Source organism: Delftia sp. WSY_22, from assembly GCF_043104185.1.
In the GTDB taxonomy this organism is placed as follows: Bacteria; Pseudomonadota; Gammaproteobacteria; order Burkholderiales; family Burkholderiaceae_C; genus Comamonas; species Comamonas tsuruhatensis.
The window spans coordinates 64461-83812 of record NZ_JBICKN010000007.1 but is presented as its reverse complement, the minus strand read 5'-3'; the positions used below and the strand labels follow the sequence as shown (position 1 = coordinate 83812).

General features: G+C 55.5%; 17 protein-coding genes. 13 read left to right on the top strand and 4 right to left on the bottom strand.

Annotated features, from left to right (window positions below; all coding sequences use genetic code 11):
• Positions 1-329 precede the first annotated feature (329 nt).
• From sucC to ACF8NF_RS05355, 13 genes are all read left to right on the top strand, one after another.
• Complete coding sequence (sucC, locus tag ACF8NF_RS05415) at positions 330-1490, top strand: ADP-forming succinate--CoA ligase subunit beta (protein WP_016449395.1); 1161 nt, start codon at positions 330-332, stop codon at positions 1488-1490.
• A gap of 20 nt (positions 1491-1510) precedes the next feature.
• Entirely contained in the window at positions 1511-2404 is an 894-nt protein-coding gene (sucD, locus tag ACF8NF_RS05410; protein WP_016449394.1) for a succinate--CoA ligase subunit alpha, read from the top strand.
• 165 nt (positions 2405-2569) lie between these two features.
• On the top strand, positions 2570-3262 hold the full coding sequence (locus tag ACF8NF_RS05405) for a TerC family protein (protein ID WP_016449393.1): 693 nt from the start codon (positions 2570-2572) through the stop codon (positions 3260-3262).
• Positions 3263-3556: 294 nt separating this feature from the next.
• Entirely contained in the window at positions 3557-4339 is a 783-nt protein-coding gene (locus tag ACF8NF_RS05400; RefSeq protein WP_047474588.1) for a PP2C family serine/threonine-protein phosphatase, read from the top strand.
• Positions 4340-4587: 248 nt separating this feature from the next.
• On the top strand, positions 4588-5298 hold the full coding sequence (locus ACF8NF_RS05395; protein WP_392450210.1) for an FHA domain-containing protein: 711 nt from the start codon (positions 4588-4590) through the stop codon (positions 5296-5298).
• 222 nt (positions 5299-5520) lie between these two features.
• On the top strand, positions 5521-5961 hold the full coding sequence (locus ACF8NF_RS05390; protein ID WP_212645199.1) for a pilin: 441 nt from the start codon (positions 5521-5523) through the stop codon (positions 5959-5961).
• Between the two features lie 139 nt (positions 5962-6100).
• Positions 6101-7990: a hypothetical protein gene (locus tag ACF8NF_RS05385; RefSeq protein WP_392450208.1), complete on the top strand. Its 1890-nt coding sequence runs from the start codon at positions 6101-6103 to the stop codon at positions 7988-7990.
• Positions 7987-8841, top strand: a complete 855-nt coding sequence (locus tag ACF8NF_RS05380) for a glycosyltransferase family 2 protein (protein WP_252652418.1) — start codon at positions 7987-7989, stop codon at positions 8839-8841. The genes ACF8NF_RS05385 and ACF8NF_RS05380 overlap by 4 nt, the downstream gene beginning before the upstream one ends.
• A 102-nt stretch (positions 8842-8943) precedes the next feature.
• A complete protein-coding gene (locus ACF8NF_RS05375) occupies positions 8944-10140 on the top strand; it encodes a hypothetical protein (protein WP_392450207.1) in 1197 nt (398 codons plus the stop codon).
• Between the two features lie 58 nt (positions 10141-10198).
• Positions 10199-10960, top strand: a complete 762-nt coding sequence (locus tag ACF8NF_RS05370; protein ID WP_252652416.1) for a class I SAM-dependent methyltransferase — start codon at positions 10199-10201, stop codon at positions 10958-10960.
• The gene (locus tag ACF8NF_RS05365) at positions 10950-12782 is read left to right on the top strand and encodes a hypothetical protein (protein WP_392450206.1); all 1833 of its coding nucleotides are present in this window, start codon (positions 10950-10952) and stop codon (positions 12780-12782) included. Before ACF8NF_RS05370 ends, ACF8NF_RS05365 begins: the two co-directional genes overlap by 11 nt.
• Positions 12779-13891, top strand: a complete 1113-nt coding sequence (gene glf, locus ACF8NF_RS05360; RefSeq protein WP_252652414.1) for a UDP-galactopyranose mutase — start codon at positions 12779-12781, stop codon at positions 13889-13891. The genes ACF8NF_RS05365 and glf overlap by 4 nt, the downstream gene beginning before the upstream one ends.
• Before the next feature lie 66 nt (positions 13892-13957).
• Positions 13958-15073: a glycosyltransferase gene (locus tag ACF8NF_RS05355; RefSeq protein ID WP_252652413.1), complete on the top strand. Its 1116-nt coding sequence runs from the start codon at positions 13958-13960 to the stop codon at positions 15071-15073.
• 15 nt (positions 15074-15088) lie between these two features.
• Here the strand turns inward: ACF8NF_RS05355 and ACF8NF_RS05350 are convergent, their stop codons facing one another.
• From ACF8NF_RS05350 to moaC, 4 genes are all read right to left on the bottom strand, one after another.
• Complete coding sequence (locus ACF8NF_RS05350; RefSeq protein ID WP_252652426.1) at positions 15089-16204, bottom strand: glycosyltransferase family 4 protein; 1116 nt, start codon at positions 16202-16204, stop codon at positions 15089-15091.
• 407 nt (positions 16205-16611) lie between these two features.
• Complete coding sequence (locus ACF8NF_RS05345; protein WP_252652412.1) at positions 16612-17937, bottom strand: nucleotide sugar dehydrogenase; 1326 nt, start codon at positions 17935-17937, stop codon at positions 16612-16614.
• Positions 17927-18673: a methyltransferase domain-containing protein gene (locus ACF8NF_RS05340; protein WP_392450204.1), complete on the bottom strand. Its 747-nt coding sequence runs from the start codon at positions 18671-18673 to the stop codon at positions 17927-17929. Before ACF8NF_RS05340 ends, ACF8NF_RS05345 begins: the two co-directional genes overlap by 11 nt.
• A 58-nt stretch (positions 18674-18731) precedes the next feature.
• Positions 18732-19205 (bottom strand): cyclic pyranopterin monophosphate synthase MoaC, encoded by a 474-nt coding sequence (moaC, locus tag ACF8NF_RS05335; RefSeq protein ID WP_074920903.1) that lies wholly within the window; start codon positions 19203-19205, stop codon positions 18732-18734.
• Between the last annotated feature and the right edge of the window lie 147 nt (positions 19206-19352).

Below are 19352 nucleotides of genomic sequence, written 5' to 3'. Positions count from 1 at the left end.
CAAAACGGTTGGCAGTGGCGATCAAGGGCGTGCTGACATGCGCCTGTTACAAACGGCGGGCAGGGCCGTCTGCAGATCCTCTATAAGACAAAAGAGCTGTGGCGCCTGAAAGAAATGTCGGGAAACCGTCTTTTCCCTGACATATCAATGCATTGCACAGTTCCTGGCATGCTGCTTGGCCCGCAGGAAATTGTGGATTCTGCGCATGGGGGCGTGTCGGATGGCGCAGTGCAGCATGGTACATTCGGCGATTGCCAGGTCACTCCGCCTTGAGGCAGCACCCCAGGGCTACCGGGTCAATCCCCCCCTATTTGTTTGAGAGAGACATCATGAAGATTCATGAATACCAAGGCAAGGACATCTTGCGTCAGTTTGGTGTGCCTGTACCTCGCGGTATCCCTGCGTTCACAGTGCAAGAGGCCGTCGAGGCCGCCCAGAAGCTCGGCGGCCCCGTGTGGGTCGTGAAGGCCCAGATCCACGCTGGTGGTCGCGGCAAGGGCGGCGGCGTGAAGGTTGCCAAGAGCATCGACGACGTCAAGGCACTGGCTGGCCAGATCCTGGGCATGCAGCTGGTCACGCACCAGACCGGCCCCGAAGGCCAGAAGGTCCGCCGCCTGTACATCGAAGACGGCGCCGACATCCAGAAGGAGTACTACCTGTCGTGCGTGACCGACCGCGCCACGCAGAAGGTGGCCTTCATCGCTTCCAGCGAAGGCGGCATGGACATCGAGGAAGTGGCCCACTCCACGCCCGAGAAGATCATCACCATCTTCGTCGATCCCCTGGTCGGTCTGACCCAGGCCCAGGGCGAAGAGCTGGCCAAGGGCATCGGCATGCCTGCCGACTCCACTGCCCAGTTCATCGACATCTGCCAGAAGCTCTACAAGTGCTACATGGACACGGATGCCTCGCTGGTCGAGATCAACCCCCTGAACCGTGACAGCAAGGGCAATGTCATTGCCCTGGACGCCAAGTTCAACTTCGACGCCAACGCCCTGTTCCGCCTGCCCGAAATCGTGGCACTGCGCGACCTGGACGAAGAAGATCCCGCCGAAGTCGAAGCCTCCAAGTTCGATCTGGCCTACATCTCGCTGGACGGCAACATCGGCTGCCTGGTCAACGGTGCCGGCCTGGCCATGGCCACCATGGACACCATCAAGCTGTTCGGCGGCGAGCCGGCCAACTTCCTGGACGTGGGCGGCGGCGCCACCCCCGAGAAGGTCACCGAAGCCTTCAAGATCATGCTGAAGAACCCCAAGGTCGAAGGCATTCTGGTCAACATCTTCGGCGGCATCATGAAGTGCGACACCATCGCCACCGGCGTGATCACTGCCTGCAAGGCCGTGAACCTGCAAGTGCCCCTGGTCGTGCGCATGAAGGGCACGAACGAAGAACTGGGCAAGAAGATGCTGGCCGAGTCCGGCCTGCCCATCATCAGCGCCGACACCATGGCCGAAGCGGCCACGAAGATCGTCGAAGCCGTCAAGTAAGCAGGCCCGGAGAACACACCATGTCTATCTACATCAATAAAGACACCAAGGTCATCACCCAAGGCATCACGGGCAAGACGGGCCAGTTCCACACGGAAAAATGCATCGAGTACGCGAACGGCAAGAACTGCTTCGTGGCCGGTGTGAACCCCAAGAAGGCCGGCGAAAAGATCTTCGACGTGCCAATCTACGCCTCCGTCAAGGAAGCCGCACAAGGCACGGGCGCCACGGTCTCCGTGATCTACGTTCCCCCCGCAGGCGCTGCCGCCGCGATCTGGGAAGCCGTGGAAGCCGACCTGGACCTGGCCATCTGCATCACCGAAGGCATCCCCGTCCGTGACATGCTGGAAGTGCGCAACAAGATGCGCGCCAAGGAAGCTGCAGGCGGCAAGCGCACCCTGCTGCTGGGCCCCAACTGCCCCGGCCTGATCACGCCCGACGAGATCAAGATCGGCATCATGCCCGGCCACATCCACAAGAAGGGCCGCGTCGGCGTGGTCAGCCGCTCCGGCACGCTGACCTACGAAGCCGTGGCTCAGCTGACCGAACTGGGCATTGGCCAGTCGTCGGCCGTGGGCATCGGCGGTGACCCGATCAACGGCCTCAAGCACATCGACGTGATGAAGGCCTTCAACGACGATCCCGACACCGACGCCGTCATCATGATCGGCGAAATCGGCGGTCCCGACGAAGCCGAAGCTGCCCGCTGGTGCAAGGACAACATGAAGAAGCCCATCGTCGGCTTCATCGCTGGTGTCACCGCCCCTCCCGGCAAGCGCATGGGCCACGCCGGCGCGCTGATCTCCGGCGGCGCCGACACGGCCGACGCCAAGCTGGCCATCATGGAAGAGTGCGGTTTCGTCATCACCCGCAATCCCTCCGAAATGGGCCGCCTGCTCAAGGGCCTGATCTAAGCGGCACCGGTTCTGCGTGACATCCAGGGTTCGCTCCAGGAAGAAATTACGCAGAATTACGAATCGGTAAGGCGGCAAGTCCGCCCTACACTGACGACTCCAAAAAAGAAAAAGCGCCAGAGGCTACCGCCCTGGCGCTTTTCAACTCATAACAGCGGAGAAACCATGGAATACCTGCAAAGCGCCGATTTCTGGATCGGCCTGTTGAAGATCGTCTGGATCAACATCATCCTGTCTGGCGACAACGCCGTCGTCATCGCCCTCGCAGCACGCTCGCTGCCTCCCGCACAGCAAAAGAAAGCCGTCATGTTCGGCTCCGGCGCCGCCGTGGTGCTGCGGATCATCCTGACCGTGGTCGCGGCCAAGCTGCTGGAGCTGTCGTTCCTGCAGATCGTGGGCGGCTGCCTGCTGCTGTGGATCGGCCTGCAGCTGCTGACCGGCGAAGAAGATGATGAAGGCGAATCCAAGGGCCATGGCAGCATGATGGTCGCCATCCGCACCATCCTGATCGCCGACTTGGTGATGAGCCTGGACAACGTGATCGCCGTGGCCGCCACTGCGCAGGGCAACATGGTCCTGCTGATCCTGGGCCTGGCCATCAGCATCCCGCTGGTGATCTTCGGCTCCACGCTGATGATCAAGCTCATGGAGCGCTTCCCCGTCATCATCACGCTGGGCGCCGCCCTGATCGGCTGGGTCGGCGGAGAAACCATCGTCAACGACCGCCTGCTGCACGGCTACGCCATCAGCCACCCCTGGCTGCACTATGTGGCGGCCGCAGCTGGCGCCGTGCTGGTCGTGGGCATTGGCAAGTTCCTGCAGGCGCGCTCAGGCGCAAAGCACGCAGCCCAGGCCTGACGCTGCCGCAGGCAGCACCTTCGCCGCATCACGAACGCACTGCCCCGGCAGTGCGTTTTTGCTTTGTGAGGACCCATCTTGATGTGGCGTCAAGCTGACGAGCCGTTGCGCCCGCGCATTCCGGGCACTTGCGCGCACTGTTTTCATTTACGCTGTGCACCGGTCTTCACCATTGCACCTGCACACCAGGGACTGATGGCACCACCGCCGAATCCGTCCTTTGCCACCATGCCCAGCGCCCCCAAAATCCCGGACCAACCCACCCGGCAGCAAGCTCCTGCCCAGTACTGCGCCATGGTTGCACGCACCGATGTGGGCCGGCGCCGTGACAACAACGAGGACGCCGTCACCATCCACCCCAGCGCCCAGCCCTGGCCCATTGCCGTGCTGGCCGATGGCATGGGCGGCTACAACGCCGGCGAAGTCGCCAGCGCCATGGCCATCAGCCTGGTATCCGTGGCGCTGCAAAGCACCACCACCGAGGCGCCCGTGGCCAACACGCCGCAGGCCCGCCAGGAATTGCAGCAGTCACTTGCCAATGCCCTGAACCTGGCCAACGCCGCCATCCTCACTGCCGCCCAGGAAACACCCGGCTGCCGCGGCATGGGCACCACCGTCATCGCAGCCGCTTTGCTGCCCGGCCTGCTGATGCTGGCCCACCTCGGCGACTCGCGGGCCTATGGATGGCGCGATGGCCAACTGCTGCGCCTGACCCGGGACCACACCTGGCTCCAGGAAGAAATCGACGCAGGCCGCATCCAGGACCACGAAGCCCGGCAGTCCGGCCTGGGCCACCTGCTCACCCAGGCCCTGGGCGTGACCCAGGACGTCACACCCGACTTCAATGAATGGCCGCTGCAGCCTGGCGACCGCATCCTGCTGTGCTCCGATGGCCTTACCGACATGCTCGATGACGACGCCATTGCCGCACTGTTCAAGCAGTCCAGCCCGCTGCCCGTGCTGCTGACCTCGCTGCTCACGGCCGCCAATGAAGCAGGCGGAAACGACAACATCAGCGCAGCGCTCATCGAACTCCAGGCCAACCCGCCCTCTGCCGCCTGCGCTGCCATCGATTGAGCCCAGACAGAGCGCAGGGATCGACGGCAGAACCCATCCGATGGACGCGCTTGCGTGCGCAGAAACCCCAGGTTCCAATTGTCAAAAATGATTGCGCACCCAACAATCGGTCAAAGACAAGCCATAGCCTGTATCAAATACGATGACGGACTCCGGCGTGCCCGGGCCGCAGACATAATAGTTGGATAGACCCCAGCTCCGGATCACCCAGTGCAGTGCAAGCCGGGCATAACAAAGGAATTTTGAGCATGCCGACCCTGGTCATCTCCATCGACGGCGCCGTCATCAAGGAAGTGCAGCTGACCAAGGAGCGCACCACGCTGGGACGCCGCCCCTACAACGACATCGTCATCGACAACCTCGCGGTCAGCGGGGAGCATGCCGTGCTCAGCATCGTCGACGGTGCCGTCATCATCGAAGACCTGCGCAGCACCAATGGCACCTATGTCAACGGCCAGCCCATACTGCGCCAGACCTTGAACCACGGCGACCTGCTGGACATCGGCAAGTACAAGATCCGCTTCGTGCAGCAGCAGGTCAGCGCCTCCTCGCGCTCGGCACTGGCGGCCATTGCCGCAGCAGTGGAGGCAACCCGCCCAGCCCCCTTGGCGGAAGACCTGCCATCGCAGTTCAGCACCCAGACGCCCTCAGGCTTCGACCACACACTGCCGCCTTCGATGGCCGGCCTGGCCACACGCCAGGCTGCCATCCTCATGCTCAACGGCAACGCCGCTGGCCGCGAAGTCCCGCTGGTCAAAGTCGTCACCACCCTGGGCAAGCCCGGCGTGGCCGTCGCCTCCATCACCCAGAAGCACCACGGCTTCGTGCTCGCCCAGCTGGAAGGTGACGCCCTCAGCCTCAAGCTCAACGGCCAGGAAATCGGCCGCCGCCCCATGCCACTGCAGCACGGAGACACGGTGGAGCTGGCAGGCACGCAGATGCAGTTCCTGGTGGCGTAAGGAACCAGCTCGACCCCGCCGACAAGCCTCGCGTGACGTCTGTAGCAAGCGCACGATCTCTGACAAAAACGTCACAACAAGTGGATCAATTTGTCAGAGAATGGCGTCCAACCGTGTCAGTTGCAACCAAACCATACATAGACCTGGACCTTGGCCCCCTGGAGCGACTGGCACGGCTCTTGCTCAGTAGAGCATGCAATCAACCCCTATGAGGAGAAGTTCATGAAGCGTTCCATCCAGCAAGGTTTTACCTTGATCGAATTGATGATCGTTGTGGCGATCATCGGCATCTTGGCAGCGGTTGCGCTGCCGGCTTATCAGGATTACACGGCACGTGCCCAAATGTCTGAGGCCATGACTCTGGCCAGCGGCGCCAAGGGTGCTGTGACTGAATCGTATTCCAACAACGGTGCTTGGCCGGCCACCAATGGCGCCGCTGGACTGGCAACCGCAAACACCATTACCGGCAAGTACGTGAACAACGTTTCCGTTGCTGATGGCGTTATTACCGCCCGGATGAAGAGCACTGGCATTACCAAGGATATTCAGGGCAAGACCTTGGTTCTCAGCCCCATTACTCGAGTGGGTTCGATCGAATGGAAGTGCAAGCCCGGTGCTGGTGGCGCTCCTCTCAAGTTTTACCCTGCTTCTTGCCGCGGCTAAGCCTTTGACGACGGTATAGCAGCGCAATCAGCGCATCCGACTGCCCGCTATTGCGGGCAGTTTTTTTTGAGAAGGACAAAGTAGTTTGCTGAGAAGAAATGCATGGTGCCTAGCTTTCTGGCTGTTCATCGGTCTATGCTTGGCAAGCTATCTGCCCGGTCTGAACGGCGGTTTCCTATTCGATGACATGCCGAACCTCTCCGAGTTGGGAGCACGTGGAGGGGTGGAGAATTGGGACAGTTTCAGGGCTTTCGTGTTGCATGGTTCCGCAGGCCCCCTGGGCCGCCCAGTCTCTCTCGCCAGCTTTCTGCTGGACGACAATTTTTGGCCCAGTGCCCCAGCTGCGTTCAAGCGCACCAACTTGCTGTTGCACCTGCTGACGGGCGTGCTTCTGTGCTGGACGACGCTGAACCTGCTGCGGCTGTATGGGGTTCGGGAAGAGCAGGCCCGCTGGGGCGCCGTCCTCAATATGGGCTTCTGGCTGCTACACCCCTACATGGTCTCCACCACGCTGTACGTGGTACAGCGCATGGCGCAATTGGCAACGCTGTTCGCCCTAGCCGGACTGGCGGGCTATCTGCATGGGCGCCTGCTGATGCGGCGCCGGCGTATCGGGGGGTATCTCTGGATGAGCGCTTCCCTGGGCCTGGGCACCTTACTCGCCACCTTGAGCAAGGAGAACGGTATTTTGCTGCCCATGCTGGCCATGCTGGTCGAATGGTGCAGGCCCGTGACCGTTGCTGCTGGACCAACGCAAACTGAGCGCCCCGACTGGCGCTGGCGCCTGATTTTTCTATGGCTGCCCAGCTTGGCCGTTTTCTGGACACTTGGCAAGGAGATCAATTTCTCACCCGATGTGTGGCCGGCCCGCCCTTTCAACCAGGTCGAACGCTTGCTCACCGAACCCCGCATCGTCTGGGAATACCTGCAGCATCTGTTCATCCCGCGCATAGAAGGCCTGGGCCTGTTTCAGGACGGCTATGAAATCTCGACCAGCCTGCTCAGCCCATCAACCACGCTGCCCAGCCTTGTCGGGTTGGCAATACTGCTGCTCGCAGGGCTGCTACTACGTCGACAGCAGCCTTATGTAGCTCTGGCCATACTGTTCTTTTTCGTATCCCATCTCATCGAATCCACGGTCGTGGGCTTGGAGTTGTACTTCGAGCACCGCAACTACGCTGCGGCGCTGTTCCTTTTCCTGCCCATCGTCATGGGACTACTATGGCTGGCGGAAAAGAAAAGCATGTTCATCGCGGCCACCACGCTGTGCGCCATGTTGGCCCTGCTGACCCTGCTGACTTGGCAGCGTGCCACACTATGGTCAAACACAGAGGCCTTGCAGAACTATTGGGCCGTGGCCTCTCCCCTGTCGCCACGGGCTCAGAACCATCTGGCCATGCGGCTGTTCCAGTCCAAGCAGCCCGAGAAAGGCTTTCAACTCCTGGAGCACGCTTCGGAGAGGCTCCCACAGAGCTCGCTGTTGACTATGCAATGGCTGCTTCAGAAGGTGATACGCCAGGAAGCCACCCCCGAGGACTTTGGCAGAGTGAAGAACAAGCTGCCGGCCCAGCGTTTCGACGCCCAGGCTCTACTGGGCATACGCATGATTGTCGACAGCTTGCAGGAAACAGGGACACGCCCGGAGTATCGGCAGCAGACTCTGGAGTTGCTGGATGCGATGCGCACTCTGCCGCGCTATACGGCAGTACCGTTGTTCAACCGCTTGGAACCCTACCTGCGTGGCAGCCTGCAACTGGGAGAGGGAAAATACATTCAAGCGACCGCCAGCTTCAAGCAGGCCATACAGCAATACCAAGACATCGACGCCGCTTTGCCCATGGTGGCCGACATGGGCAACGCCAACCGCCCCTATGAAGCCATGGAGCTGCTGCAAGCAGCGAAGTCCATCTATGACAGGCAACCTGAAAGAACGCTCAAGAGATCAAGGGAAAGCTATGCGCAGGAAATCGAGCGTTTCAACGCTCTTCTGCTCCTAGATATGCAAGCCATGAAGCCAAGCCAAAAATGAAGCTCAGCATCGTATTACCAGCCAAGAACGAAGCCCTCAGCGTCGGAGATACGGTGCGCGGCATCCTGTCCAGACTTGTGCACGCCGAAGTCATTGTCGTGAACGACGGCTCTACCGATCACACGGCACAGGTGGCTGAACAGGCAGGCGCCCGTGTAGTGCACCACCCTTACAGTAAAGGCAACGGAGCGGCCATCAAGACCGGGGCACGTGCAGCCACGGGTGACGTGATTGTCTTCATGGATGCCGATGGCCAGCATGATCCTGCAGATATCCAGCGTCTGCTGCAAAAAGTGGAGGAGGGCCATGACATGGTCGTGGGCGCCAGGCAGAAAGGCTCGCAGGCAAGCCTGGGACGTGGGCTGGCCAACGGCTTATACAACCGGATCGCCAGCTGGATGACCGGCCACAAGGTCGAGGATCTCACGTCAGGCTTCAGGGCCGTACGGGCCGATAAATTTCGGGAGTTCCTGTATTTGCTGCCCAACGGGTTCTCGTATCCGACCACCAGCACCATGGCATTTTTTCGGGCCGGCTATTCAGTCACCTATCTCCCTATAACTGCGGCCAAACGCATCGGGAAAAGCCATATCCGCCTATTGCACGATGGTATGCGATTTCTGCTCATCATCTTCAAGATCGGCACCCTATACTCACCCTTGAAAATATTTCTACCTTTTTCTGTTGCCATGTTCTCCATCGCAACGGTATGGTATCTCTACACCTACCTCCACTCCGGCAGATTCACCAATATGAGCGCATTGCTTTACACAGGCAGTGTTATGATTTTCTTGATGGGCCTAATTTCCGAGCAGATTACTGCATTGATGTATAAGGAATCAGAGCGATAGTATCCTAATATATCCCTGCCGTAAACAAGATCTGATGACGAAGAACTCCATTAATCTAGAGACGGCAATGATGTCAAACGAAAGCGCAGGGGAGGCCTAGTATTGAAAATATCCCAACTCCACCACCATCCGCTTCGTCACGTATATACTTCGTCCACTATACAGTTTGCATCGCAAATACTTCTTCTCTTTATCCTGATAAGAAGTACGAGCCATGCTGAATTTGCGGACTACAATTATGCGGCTTTGATACCTGGAATTGCAGCAGTCATCACCAATGCCGGGTTTGATTCCCTGATGAACAAGGAGCTGGGGCGCACCAAAGGAAATTCCGGATTCTATAATATGGCAGGCAATATAAAGCCTACTCTATATATATTATCAGTAACCCCGGCATGGATCTTCTTTGCAGCAGAAAACCCCTTCTGGCTATTCATCCCCATTGCACTGGCAAATGTTATTATCGAGCATGATGACGTACTCTTCCGCTTTCACTCGAAATATGAGGCATTCCGAACCAGAGCGTTAGCAAGCACTATTTTCATAGTTCCGAAAATATTGCTTGCCCTGACAGCGCATGTCCACTATCTCATACTTTGCATGCTGATAGAGCAGGTCAGCATCATCGGCGTCAATAAGGTGCTAAAAAAAAGAGAAAACCTGTCCATAAATACCAAAGATTGGGGACAAGTCTCCATCAGAGATTTGGTAAAATCGTTTATCGGCGGCGCAAGCATATTCATATTCTTCAGAATAGACCAGTTGATACTCTATCAAATTTCCGACAAGCAGATTTTCGCCTATTACTCTGCGGCCGCTAGAATAAACGATATGCACAACAGCTTCACAAGCATCTTCGCAAGGCATATCATCCCGAAAGTCTACTCCGAGCAACTGAACTATAGATCAGGGCTCATGAAACTATGGTTGGCCAATACCGTGGGCATCGCCATCACGTTATTCGGCTCCATATGTATACTACTTATTGCTGCACCCGACTATCTAAGCACTTTGGCAATACTTGTTCCGCTGCTTCTCAGCAGCTACTTTCTGATATTTGGTCAGATTCGAGGAATTTATTTCGTCAAACGTGGCAGACTGGTTGCTGACACCATCAATGCCTTACTGGGCATCGGAATCATGCTTTGCTTCATTCACCTGACCGATTTCCCCCTCGATTTAAGATTTTCCCTATCGTATTTTATAGCATTCGCAGTCACAGGAATGGCGACAACACTCGCATACAGCACGGGTCGCGAATTTCTCAAAAATATCGGACGCCTCCATCATGGCAGATAAGCTACTACATTCCATGTCTTGCTTCTCAGAGCTGATCAACAAGATACTTGAGCAGTGCATGCCCCGCAATATCGTCGAGGTGGGATCGGAATATGCAGGCTCAACAAAAATACTGGCCGCATATGCTGCAAGCAACAAGGCCACTCTGCATGTCATAGATCCTGCGCCAAAGGCAGACCCCGATCTCATGCTGGAAGGCTTCAAAGGTGCATATCAATTCATCCGTGAAAAAAGCCTGGATGTATTACCCAGACTGAATGCAGATATTTACTTTCTCGACGGAGACCACAACTACTGGACCGTCTTCAATGAACTTAAATCAATTTACAGCATAAACCCGAATGCCTGGGTTGTATTGCATGATGTAGGCTTCCCCTGCGCTCGCAGAGACATGTATTACGATCCATCCAGCATTCCCAAAGAGAGCTTGCATGAATGCAGCCACGATCACGGGGTAAATTTGGAAACGGGATCCGTTCAGTATCGATCTGGATTCTGGGGTGCTGGTCACTACGCCATTGCCCTGTCTTCCGATACACCACGTAATGGAGTCCTGACCGCCATAGAAGACTTCATGCAGAACAGAGGTGAACTGCACTACGAGTCCATACCGTTGATCTTCGGACTTGGAGTGATCACCCCTAAAGCAAATCGAGATTTCATACAAAGAATACTCCGACCTTACCAAAGTGAGCTTTGCCACATCCTGGAGAGGAACCGTCTGGATTTATACAATGAAGTTCTCAAGCTCAACCGTTTCGTTCCACGAACATTTGTGCGAAGGTGGTTGAATCGCATGTTGGATCTGCTTGGCCTATGAGGTCTTTATGCGGCTTGAAAGCTACGATCTTTTCGACACTCTTGTCACCCGCTCCACCAAGACCCCCAGGGGCGTATTTCAACTACTGCAGTTGAGCCAGAGCATCGTCTTCCGCTGGAAGATCCTGAGCATTATTCCCTTTGCTGTTTGGCGTCGCCACGCGGAGCATATGGCCCGCAGGTTGTCATCCCGTGATGATATCTGCATCACTGATATATATCGTGTGCTAGGCTGGATCATCAGGAATCCCTCCGATGCCATGCGCCAGGAAATTACATTGGAAAAGGCTGTTATCCAGCCCATTCCATTGATGATTGCGCAACTCAGACATCAGCAGCAAGAGGGTCACCGATGCTGCATCATCTCGGACATGTATCTGCACAAATCGACCATCAGATCCATTGTTAACAGGCATATCCAGGATATCCCCTTGTATGTATCCTCCATGAATGGCATCACAAAATCCAGTGGAAAGCTCTTTCAACATGTCGCCCGAGACCAAGCTATAGATCTGCGAAGCATGCATCATCAAGGCGACAATCAGGTTGCAGACTATGCTGCCCCACTACGCCTGGGAATGCAGGCGACTCTGACAGAGAAACCAAGGGATGAAGCATCCTGCAGTTCGCTGGATGTTCTTAAGTGCCCTAGCGAAGATCCATTCTTTTCAATTGGATTCAAAATTTCCGGCCCTGCTGCATTTGTAATGGCCAAAGGCCTAGACAGCCATGTTTCAAGACACCCACCAAGCAATATAGTTTTTGCAGCACGTGATATGCACTTGGTTTTCCATGCCTTCAATCGCATATCTCATTTCAAGAGCACCAGTTACCTCCGGATATCCCGCAGCGCGGTTTACCATGCACAGTGGCATGCCAACAAAAATCCCGAGAAATGGTTTGAAGGAGTTTCCAACGGAAAGGAATTTTTCTCCAGATTGGGCATTGAGTGTCCAGCTGAGCTCTCCGACTTGAATCCTTGTGTGCATAGCCAACGCTTTCTTGATGAGCTTGAGCACAGTGGCTTCATGCAGAGGTGCAGCGATGATTATCATATAATCCGCAGCTATCTACTTGAAAACGGATTGCAATCAGGAACTCTTTTTGTTGATCTGGGTTGGCGCGGCTCCATACAAGATGCCATCGCGGATATACTCGGGCAAGAAATCGCACTGACAGGCTGGTACTTTGGAACCATAAAGAACAGTAGCCCAAGCAATAAGACAGGTTTTTATTTCGAGAATTCTCGGCCTCTCAAGCGGTTTCATAAGGTACTGCAGTCCATCTCTTTCTTCGAATTCATCTTTACTGAGAACATTGCCAGTCTTTCCAGGATTGACGGCTCCCAAGGCAAACTCATTCCAGTCTTTACCGAGGATGAATCCCCAGAGCAGATCAGCGTAAGAAACCGCATCGCAGAAGGCGCTCGGGCATATATAGATACCATGGCATCTTTGGACAAAGTAGCAAACTTTCAAACAGACCGCTTGCTCAAGGATCTGGATAAATTATTCGACAAATACCTAATGACCCCCCCCTCCGACTGGGTCAATGCAGTGGAATCCATGACCCATTCAGGGGGTTTTGGAGGATCGGGGAGATGCCCCATGGTAGGCGACGAATCCGGCACTTTTTTGGGATTTCTCAAGTCCACATGGAAAGGCGGATATCTGCAAAAGCACTCCAGATCCGCCTCCACAAGAATCATGAAGACAGCACACAATTATATTTTTTTTGGATTCTATGAATCCCTGAAGTCAGCGTTCCGCCGCCTGAGAAAAAAATTCATGGACATGAAAGCGAAGATGGAATTAATGAAATGAATCAATACATCATCGTTGGAGCCGGATTTGCCGGATGCGTATGCGCACGCGAATTAGCAGAAGCAGGGAAAAATGTCTTGCTTTTGGAAAAACGCCATCACACGGGGGGAAACGCCCACGATGAAGAAGACGATTCAGGAATTCTTGTCCATCGATATGGGCCGCACATCTTTCATACAAATAGCGAGAAGGTTTTCCACTGGCTTTCGCGATTTACACAATGGAGAAACTACGAACACCGTGTCCATGCCGTAGTGGAGGGAAAGAGCTACCCATTTCCCATCAACAGAGTTACCCTCAATCAACTATATGACTTGAACTTAAATGAGGTGGAGGCTCTGGAATTTTTGAATTCTGTGCGCGAGCCAAGAAATCCCATACGCACCAGCGAGGACGTAGTGCTCAACACGGTAGGGAGAGATCTCTATGAAAAGTTTTTTTTGAACTATACCCGTAAACAATGGGGCTTGGATCCATCCCAACTCAAAGCCGGCGTTGCCGCACGCATACCCGTAAGAACCAATGACGACGACCGATATTTTACCGACCGTTTCCAGGCCATGCCTCTGGATGGTTATGCATGCATGTTCAAGAAAATATTGGACCACCCTCTTATTAAATTGAAATTGCACACGGACTTTTTCCAGTTGCGTGCCGAGTATGATTCATCTGGCAACCCGCTTCCTCATGTAATCTACACAGGACCGGTGGATGCCTATTTCGATTATCGTTTTGGCCGACTTCCTTACCGCTCCTTGCGCTTCGAGCATGAGCATCTTCCCGATATTGCGCAGTTTCAACCCGTGGGCACGGTCAACCATCCCAATGAAAATTCATTCACACGGATTACGGAATTCAAGCATCTGACAGGGCAATATCACACAGGAACATCCATAGTACGAGAGTATCCTTCCGCAGAAGGAGATCCCTACTATCCCATTCCAAGCGATGAGAATGAACGCCTGTTTCAGCAGTATCAAGATTTAGTCGACATGGAGGCCAATACCAGCTTCGTGGGCCGCTTGGCGCAATATCGATACTACAACATGGATCAGGTCGTTGCTGCAGCGCTCACCACAGTTCAGGAAATCTTGCGAAGGCATGCGTAATCCTCATACCGCACCATTTCGCGGCATCAAGAGATATCCCATCAATAATCCATTTCGGATGCAATCGTGAAAATTGCTTTTCTCTGCAAAAGAAAGTATATGGGCAAGGATGTCATTCTTGATCGCTATGCCCGTCTCTATGAGATTCCTCATCAACTCGCACGCCTAGGAAACGAGGTCAAAGCATTTTGCTGGGCATACCAACAGCAGGAAGAAGGCCAATGGGAACATGCGATAAGTGGCGAAGGCAGTCTGAATTGGCAATCCCGGTCACTGACACGCTCTTTACTACCAGGACTTTTTACTTACCCTCGTTGGCTTGCAAGCCAGTTAAGAGCCTTTTCCCCTGATGTCGTGATAGGTAGTTCCGACATTCCTCATACCATTCTGGCTCATCAAATGGGCCGTTTTCTGCAGGTACCCTATGCGATTGACCTGTATGACAATTTTGAAGGATTCGGACAGGCACGCATTCCTGGCATGGTGAAAGCCCTGAGGCGTTCCGTGCGCCATGCAGCCTTGGTAACCACCACCAGCGATCCACTGAGGGATCTGGTACGGCAGGGATACCACGCCAAAGGCGAGGTCGTCACCCTACCCAGCAGCGTAGATCACTCCATTTTTTTCCCTCGCGACCGTCGGGCCTGCCGTCAGATGCTAGGCCTGCCTGCAGATGCTCTGCTAGTCGGTACAGCGGGTGGACTTCTGGCTGAAAGGGGTATAGGTGACCTTTATGCCGCTTGGCAAGCCATGCATGTGCACATGCCTCAACTGCATCTGGTGCTCGCGGGTCCAGTCGATACTGCCTTGCCTCCACCGAGCCATCCCCGCGTGCACTATCTGGGCATGCTTGCCCACGACAAAGCCGCCCTGCTTCTTAGCGCCTTGGATGTAGGTGTCATCTATTTGCGCGATACGCCTTTCGGCCGCTATTGCTTTCCCCAAAAATTCTATGAAATGAAGGCTTGCGGCCTGCCCATAGTGGCGACAGCGGTAGGTGTCATGCCGCAATTGCTCCACGAATCGCCTCAAGCTCTCTACCCACCGGGAGACGCGGTAGCCCTGGCACAAGCGCTGACAGCCCAGCTTGTCCAGGGCCAGCAGAGCTCAGGCAACGTACCGGGTTGGGATCAGCTCATCACGCAGATGGCAGAACATCTACATCGAATATCGCGCCCTTGACGAAGGTAGCTTTCTTCAAGATTTCAATGCGGAGGCAAGCTGCGCTCCGAACATGGGCCACGCAAATTGGCGGGCAAAATTGACTGCGCCGGAGTGCCAGGCATCGGGGCCCCGCTCCAGAGCGGCAAGTACTTCGCGGGCCAGTGCGGCATAGTCGTCCGGCGCCACGAGTGCCCCCGACTGACCTTGTGAAACGGCGTCAACCACTCCACCTGTTGCGAACGCGATCGTGGGCACACCATGTGCAGCCGCCTCGATTGCTACCATTCCGAAGCCTTCAGGATCTCCTGGTATGCAACGTACCGGGAAAACGTGCAGGCTTGCACACTCATAGGCGGATGCCAGTTCGGAGGGATTGGTGATCACCCCCAGAAATTTCAGGTGCCTTCCAATCCCTGCCGCATCGGCCACAGCCTGAATGCTGGCCTGAGTCTGATGTGTTGCATACAGCGAACTGGCAGGCGCATCGCCAATGACCAGCAACAATGTGTCAGGGCGCTCCCGCACGATGGCTGGCAACGCTTGTTCAACAAACTCCCGCAGACCTTTACGTGTAGTCAACCTGCCGATGGAAAGCAAAATCCTCGCATCGCCCAGACCATGACGCTGCCGGAAATCACTGAGCACGTGTCCTGGCTGAGGCTCGTGCGGCAGCTGGACCCCGGGATGGACCACGGACACACGCTGTGGATCCACGCCGATAGCCCGTGCCAGATCGGCTGTGGGCCTGCTGTTGACGATCACGTTGTCCATACGGCGGATCACCGGATGCCAGATCGCCTGATAAATGGGGTGCCGAACGGCAGCGTCCAAACCATGCAGGTAGACGCTAGCCAGAGAGCCCACAGCACGTGCGGACAGCCAGGCCGCGGGAGCCGTCAAGCCGCTGCCGGCCAGTATCCTGTCCGGCTTCCAGCTCTTGGCCACGCACAAGGCTTTGGCGGTGGAGCATGCGAGAAATTTCCATAGTGGCTGCAGCGGTACCTCCGTGCACTGCACACCAGGAGGACAGAGCGCGGCAGCTCCCTGCGGTCCAACCACATGCACCTCACCGCGACCGGAAAGCTCTTGTGCCATATGCCAGTTGAGCCGCTCCATACCGCCCACCAGCGGCGGAAGGTTGCGAGTCACGATCAAGAAGCGGGTAGGCCGCGTTGGAGGCGTTAAATCGGGCGATGGGGGCATTGTTCTCATCTTGCAGCAAGCCAAACCATATAGCTATGCGTGTGCATGGGTTCAGGAGGTCGCCTGTACATTTATATTACTTATCTATGAATTTACTGGAGGCCGCAATACCAGTCAATTACGTATCCATGCCATCAACTTCGATTATCTTGATGATTCATTTTCCCCTGGAGCATCAAAACACGGATGTATACGCCTGGAAAGAATACGATAATTCCCATGTATTCAGAAGAAGATCCGGGATTTTCCAATTTATAAATTACCACAAGCGAGGCCGCAGCGGCCTCCAATCCTTCAGTTTCCGAAGAAAATTAAGAGCCAAACTGCATTTCAGTCATGGAGATTCACCATCCTCACGCTACTACCACGGTTTCTCCCCCTCCTTTCATCCGCCCCCTCGTATCCACTATCAGCGATGCATTTACAAGCAGATTTTCATAATCAAACCCGTCATGATCCGTAGCCAGCACCACACAGTCATAAATGGCTACGGACTCTGATGTCAGCTGTATGGATTTCAGATCGAAATAATAATCCCGCTTGCGCGGGAACACCGGAACGTGTGGATCGCTGTATTCAACATGCGCCCCCTTGCCCTGCAATAGATCCATGATCTCCACAGCTGGGGATTCCCGCGTGTCATCAATATTCTTCTTGTAGGCCAGCCCCAGCACCAATATACGGCTCCCCTTGACGGCCTTGCCCCGTTCATTGAGTGCATCGGCGACCTTGCCCACCACCCAGTGCGGCATGTAGTGGTTGATTTCACCGGCCAGTTCAATGAAGCGCGTGTTCACGCCATATTCACGCGCCTTCCATGTCAGGTAGAAGGGGTCGATGGGAATGCAGTGGCCGCCGAGGCCGGGACCGGGTCGATAGGGAACAAAGCCGAAGGGCTTGGTGGCAGCTGCATCAATGACTTCATGGATGTTGATGCCCATCTTGTCCGCCACGATCTTCATCTCGTTGACCAAGCCGATGTTGACGCTGCGATGGATGTTCTCCAGCAGCTTGGTCATTTCAGCCGCCTTGGTGCTGCTGACGGGCACCATGGTCTGGATGGCATGTTGGTACAGCGCCATGCCCAGTTCCAGGCAACTGGGTGTGCACCCTCCGATCACCTTGGGGATGTCCTTGGTGCCGTAATGCGGATTGCCAGGGTCTTCGCGCTCCGGAGAGAACACCAGGGCGCAATTGGCGCCAGGCTCCAGTCCACGGCTGCGAAGGCGCGGTGCCAGCACTTCGTCCGTCGTGCCGGGCCAGGTTGTGCTCTCCAGGCTCAGCAGCTGACCTTCACGCATGTGAGGCAGCGCCGCTTCCACCGTGTCAATGATGAAGCTCAGGTCGGGCTCGCGGTGAACGTTCAGGGGCGTGGGCACGCAGATGATCAGGGCATCGATTGCTTCTGTCCGTGCAAAGTCAGTGGTGGCCTCGAATCCCTGCTCCAGGGCACGTGCGATCTGCTCGGGAGTGATGCGTTCAATGTAGCTGCCGCCTTCGCCAAGGGTAAGGACCTTGGCTTCATCGATGTCAAAGCCCAAAACCTTGATGCCAACCTCGGCGAAGCGCAGGGCAAGAGGCAGACCTACATAGCCCAGTCCATAGACACCTACGCGCACAGAGCCATGGGAGATTTTTTCCTTGAGGCTTCCAAGAGTTGAAGAGAAATTAATGCTCATTGAGTTTGACATGGTGAACTTGGTAAATCAGGGTGGGAATGGCCGGCACCAATGGCTTTATCAGCCAATCAGGAATTACGCCCATGATCCGGGTTCCCAATTTACCAGGCCTCTCTAATTCCAAGGTTTTCCGCAATGCCTGGATGCACATGTTTTCAAATGATAGCCCACAGCCAGAAATTATTCTTTCCAGAGTCTTCATTTCCAAAGGTTCACAGTCATAGAAATCCCCTTTCCCCATCATTCTGAGGTAAGGTGTGCGCCAGCTCCGCGGAAGCCAGCTCAGGAATTTCAACTGATAATGTGGCTCTTTCAGCATCCAGCGATTGGGAACCGCAATATATGCTTTTCCATTCTTGCGCAAGACACGCGCTATTTCCGCAAGATGCTCTTTCTGAAAATTCTCTTCCCCAACATGTTCTATGACATGATTGGAAATGACCAGATCGAAGTTCTCGGGATCGAAAGGCAGCTTGACTCCTTGGACCTGGATATATTCATAACCTTCAAATATTTGCCGATTATCAAAAATATCAACAGCCACCACTTCACACTGCAGAGATGAATGCTTTCCAAAATAATTAGCTATCCATCCCGAACCCGTTCCAATCTCAAGAACTTTCAGAACTCCCTTGTGATCTGAAAGATTGAGCAGAACTTCTATTTTTCGTGCCTTTTTATGTCTTGACAGTATATCCAGGGCCGCATGAGGCTGCCGCGCCAAATCAGTATTCATGAACTCCCCTCCCTTTTCTCATCTGATGATTTATCAGGTCTCGGCAGCCCTGGCTTCGCTATGCGACGAAACTGCCCGATTTCCCGCCATGCTTCTCCAACACCCTCACCCCCTCCATCACCATGGCCTTGTCCACCGCCTTGCACATGTCATAGATCGTGAGCAGGGCAACCTGCACGGCCGTGAGTGCCTCCATCTCGACCCCCGTGGGCCCCACCGTTTCCACGGTGGCCGTGCAGCGGACGGCGGGGGCACCGGGCAGGAACTCGAAATCCACCGCCACCCTGGTCAACGCCAGCGGATGGCACAACGGAATCAGGTCACTGGTCTTCTTCGCTGCCATGATGCCAGCAATGCGTGCAATGCCCAGCACGTCGCCCTTCTTGGCCGTGCCGCTCTGGATGATGGCCAGGGTTTCGGGCTGCATGGTGATGCGGCCTTCGGCGACCGCGATGCGGTGGGTTGCGGGCTTGGCGCCGACATCGACCATGTGGGCCTGGCCCTGGGCATCGAAATGGGTGAGGGAAGACATGGAAACTCCTGAAAATGCACGGGCCGCTCTACGCTAGTCCTGACACGCTGGTCAGTCCTGCCATGAACGTTCGGCGAACCGAGGCATCATAGTGGGGTGTTCCACCGCCCCGTGCCTATGCACGGGCCCGGCCCCTTGGTTCTTACC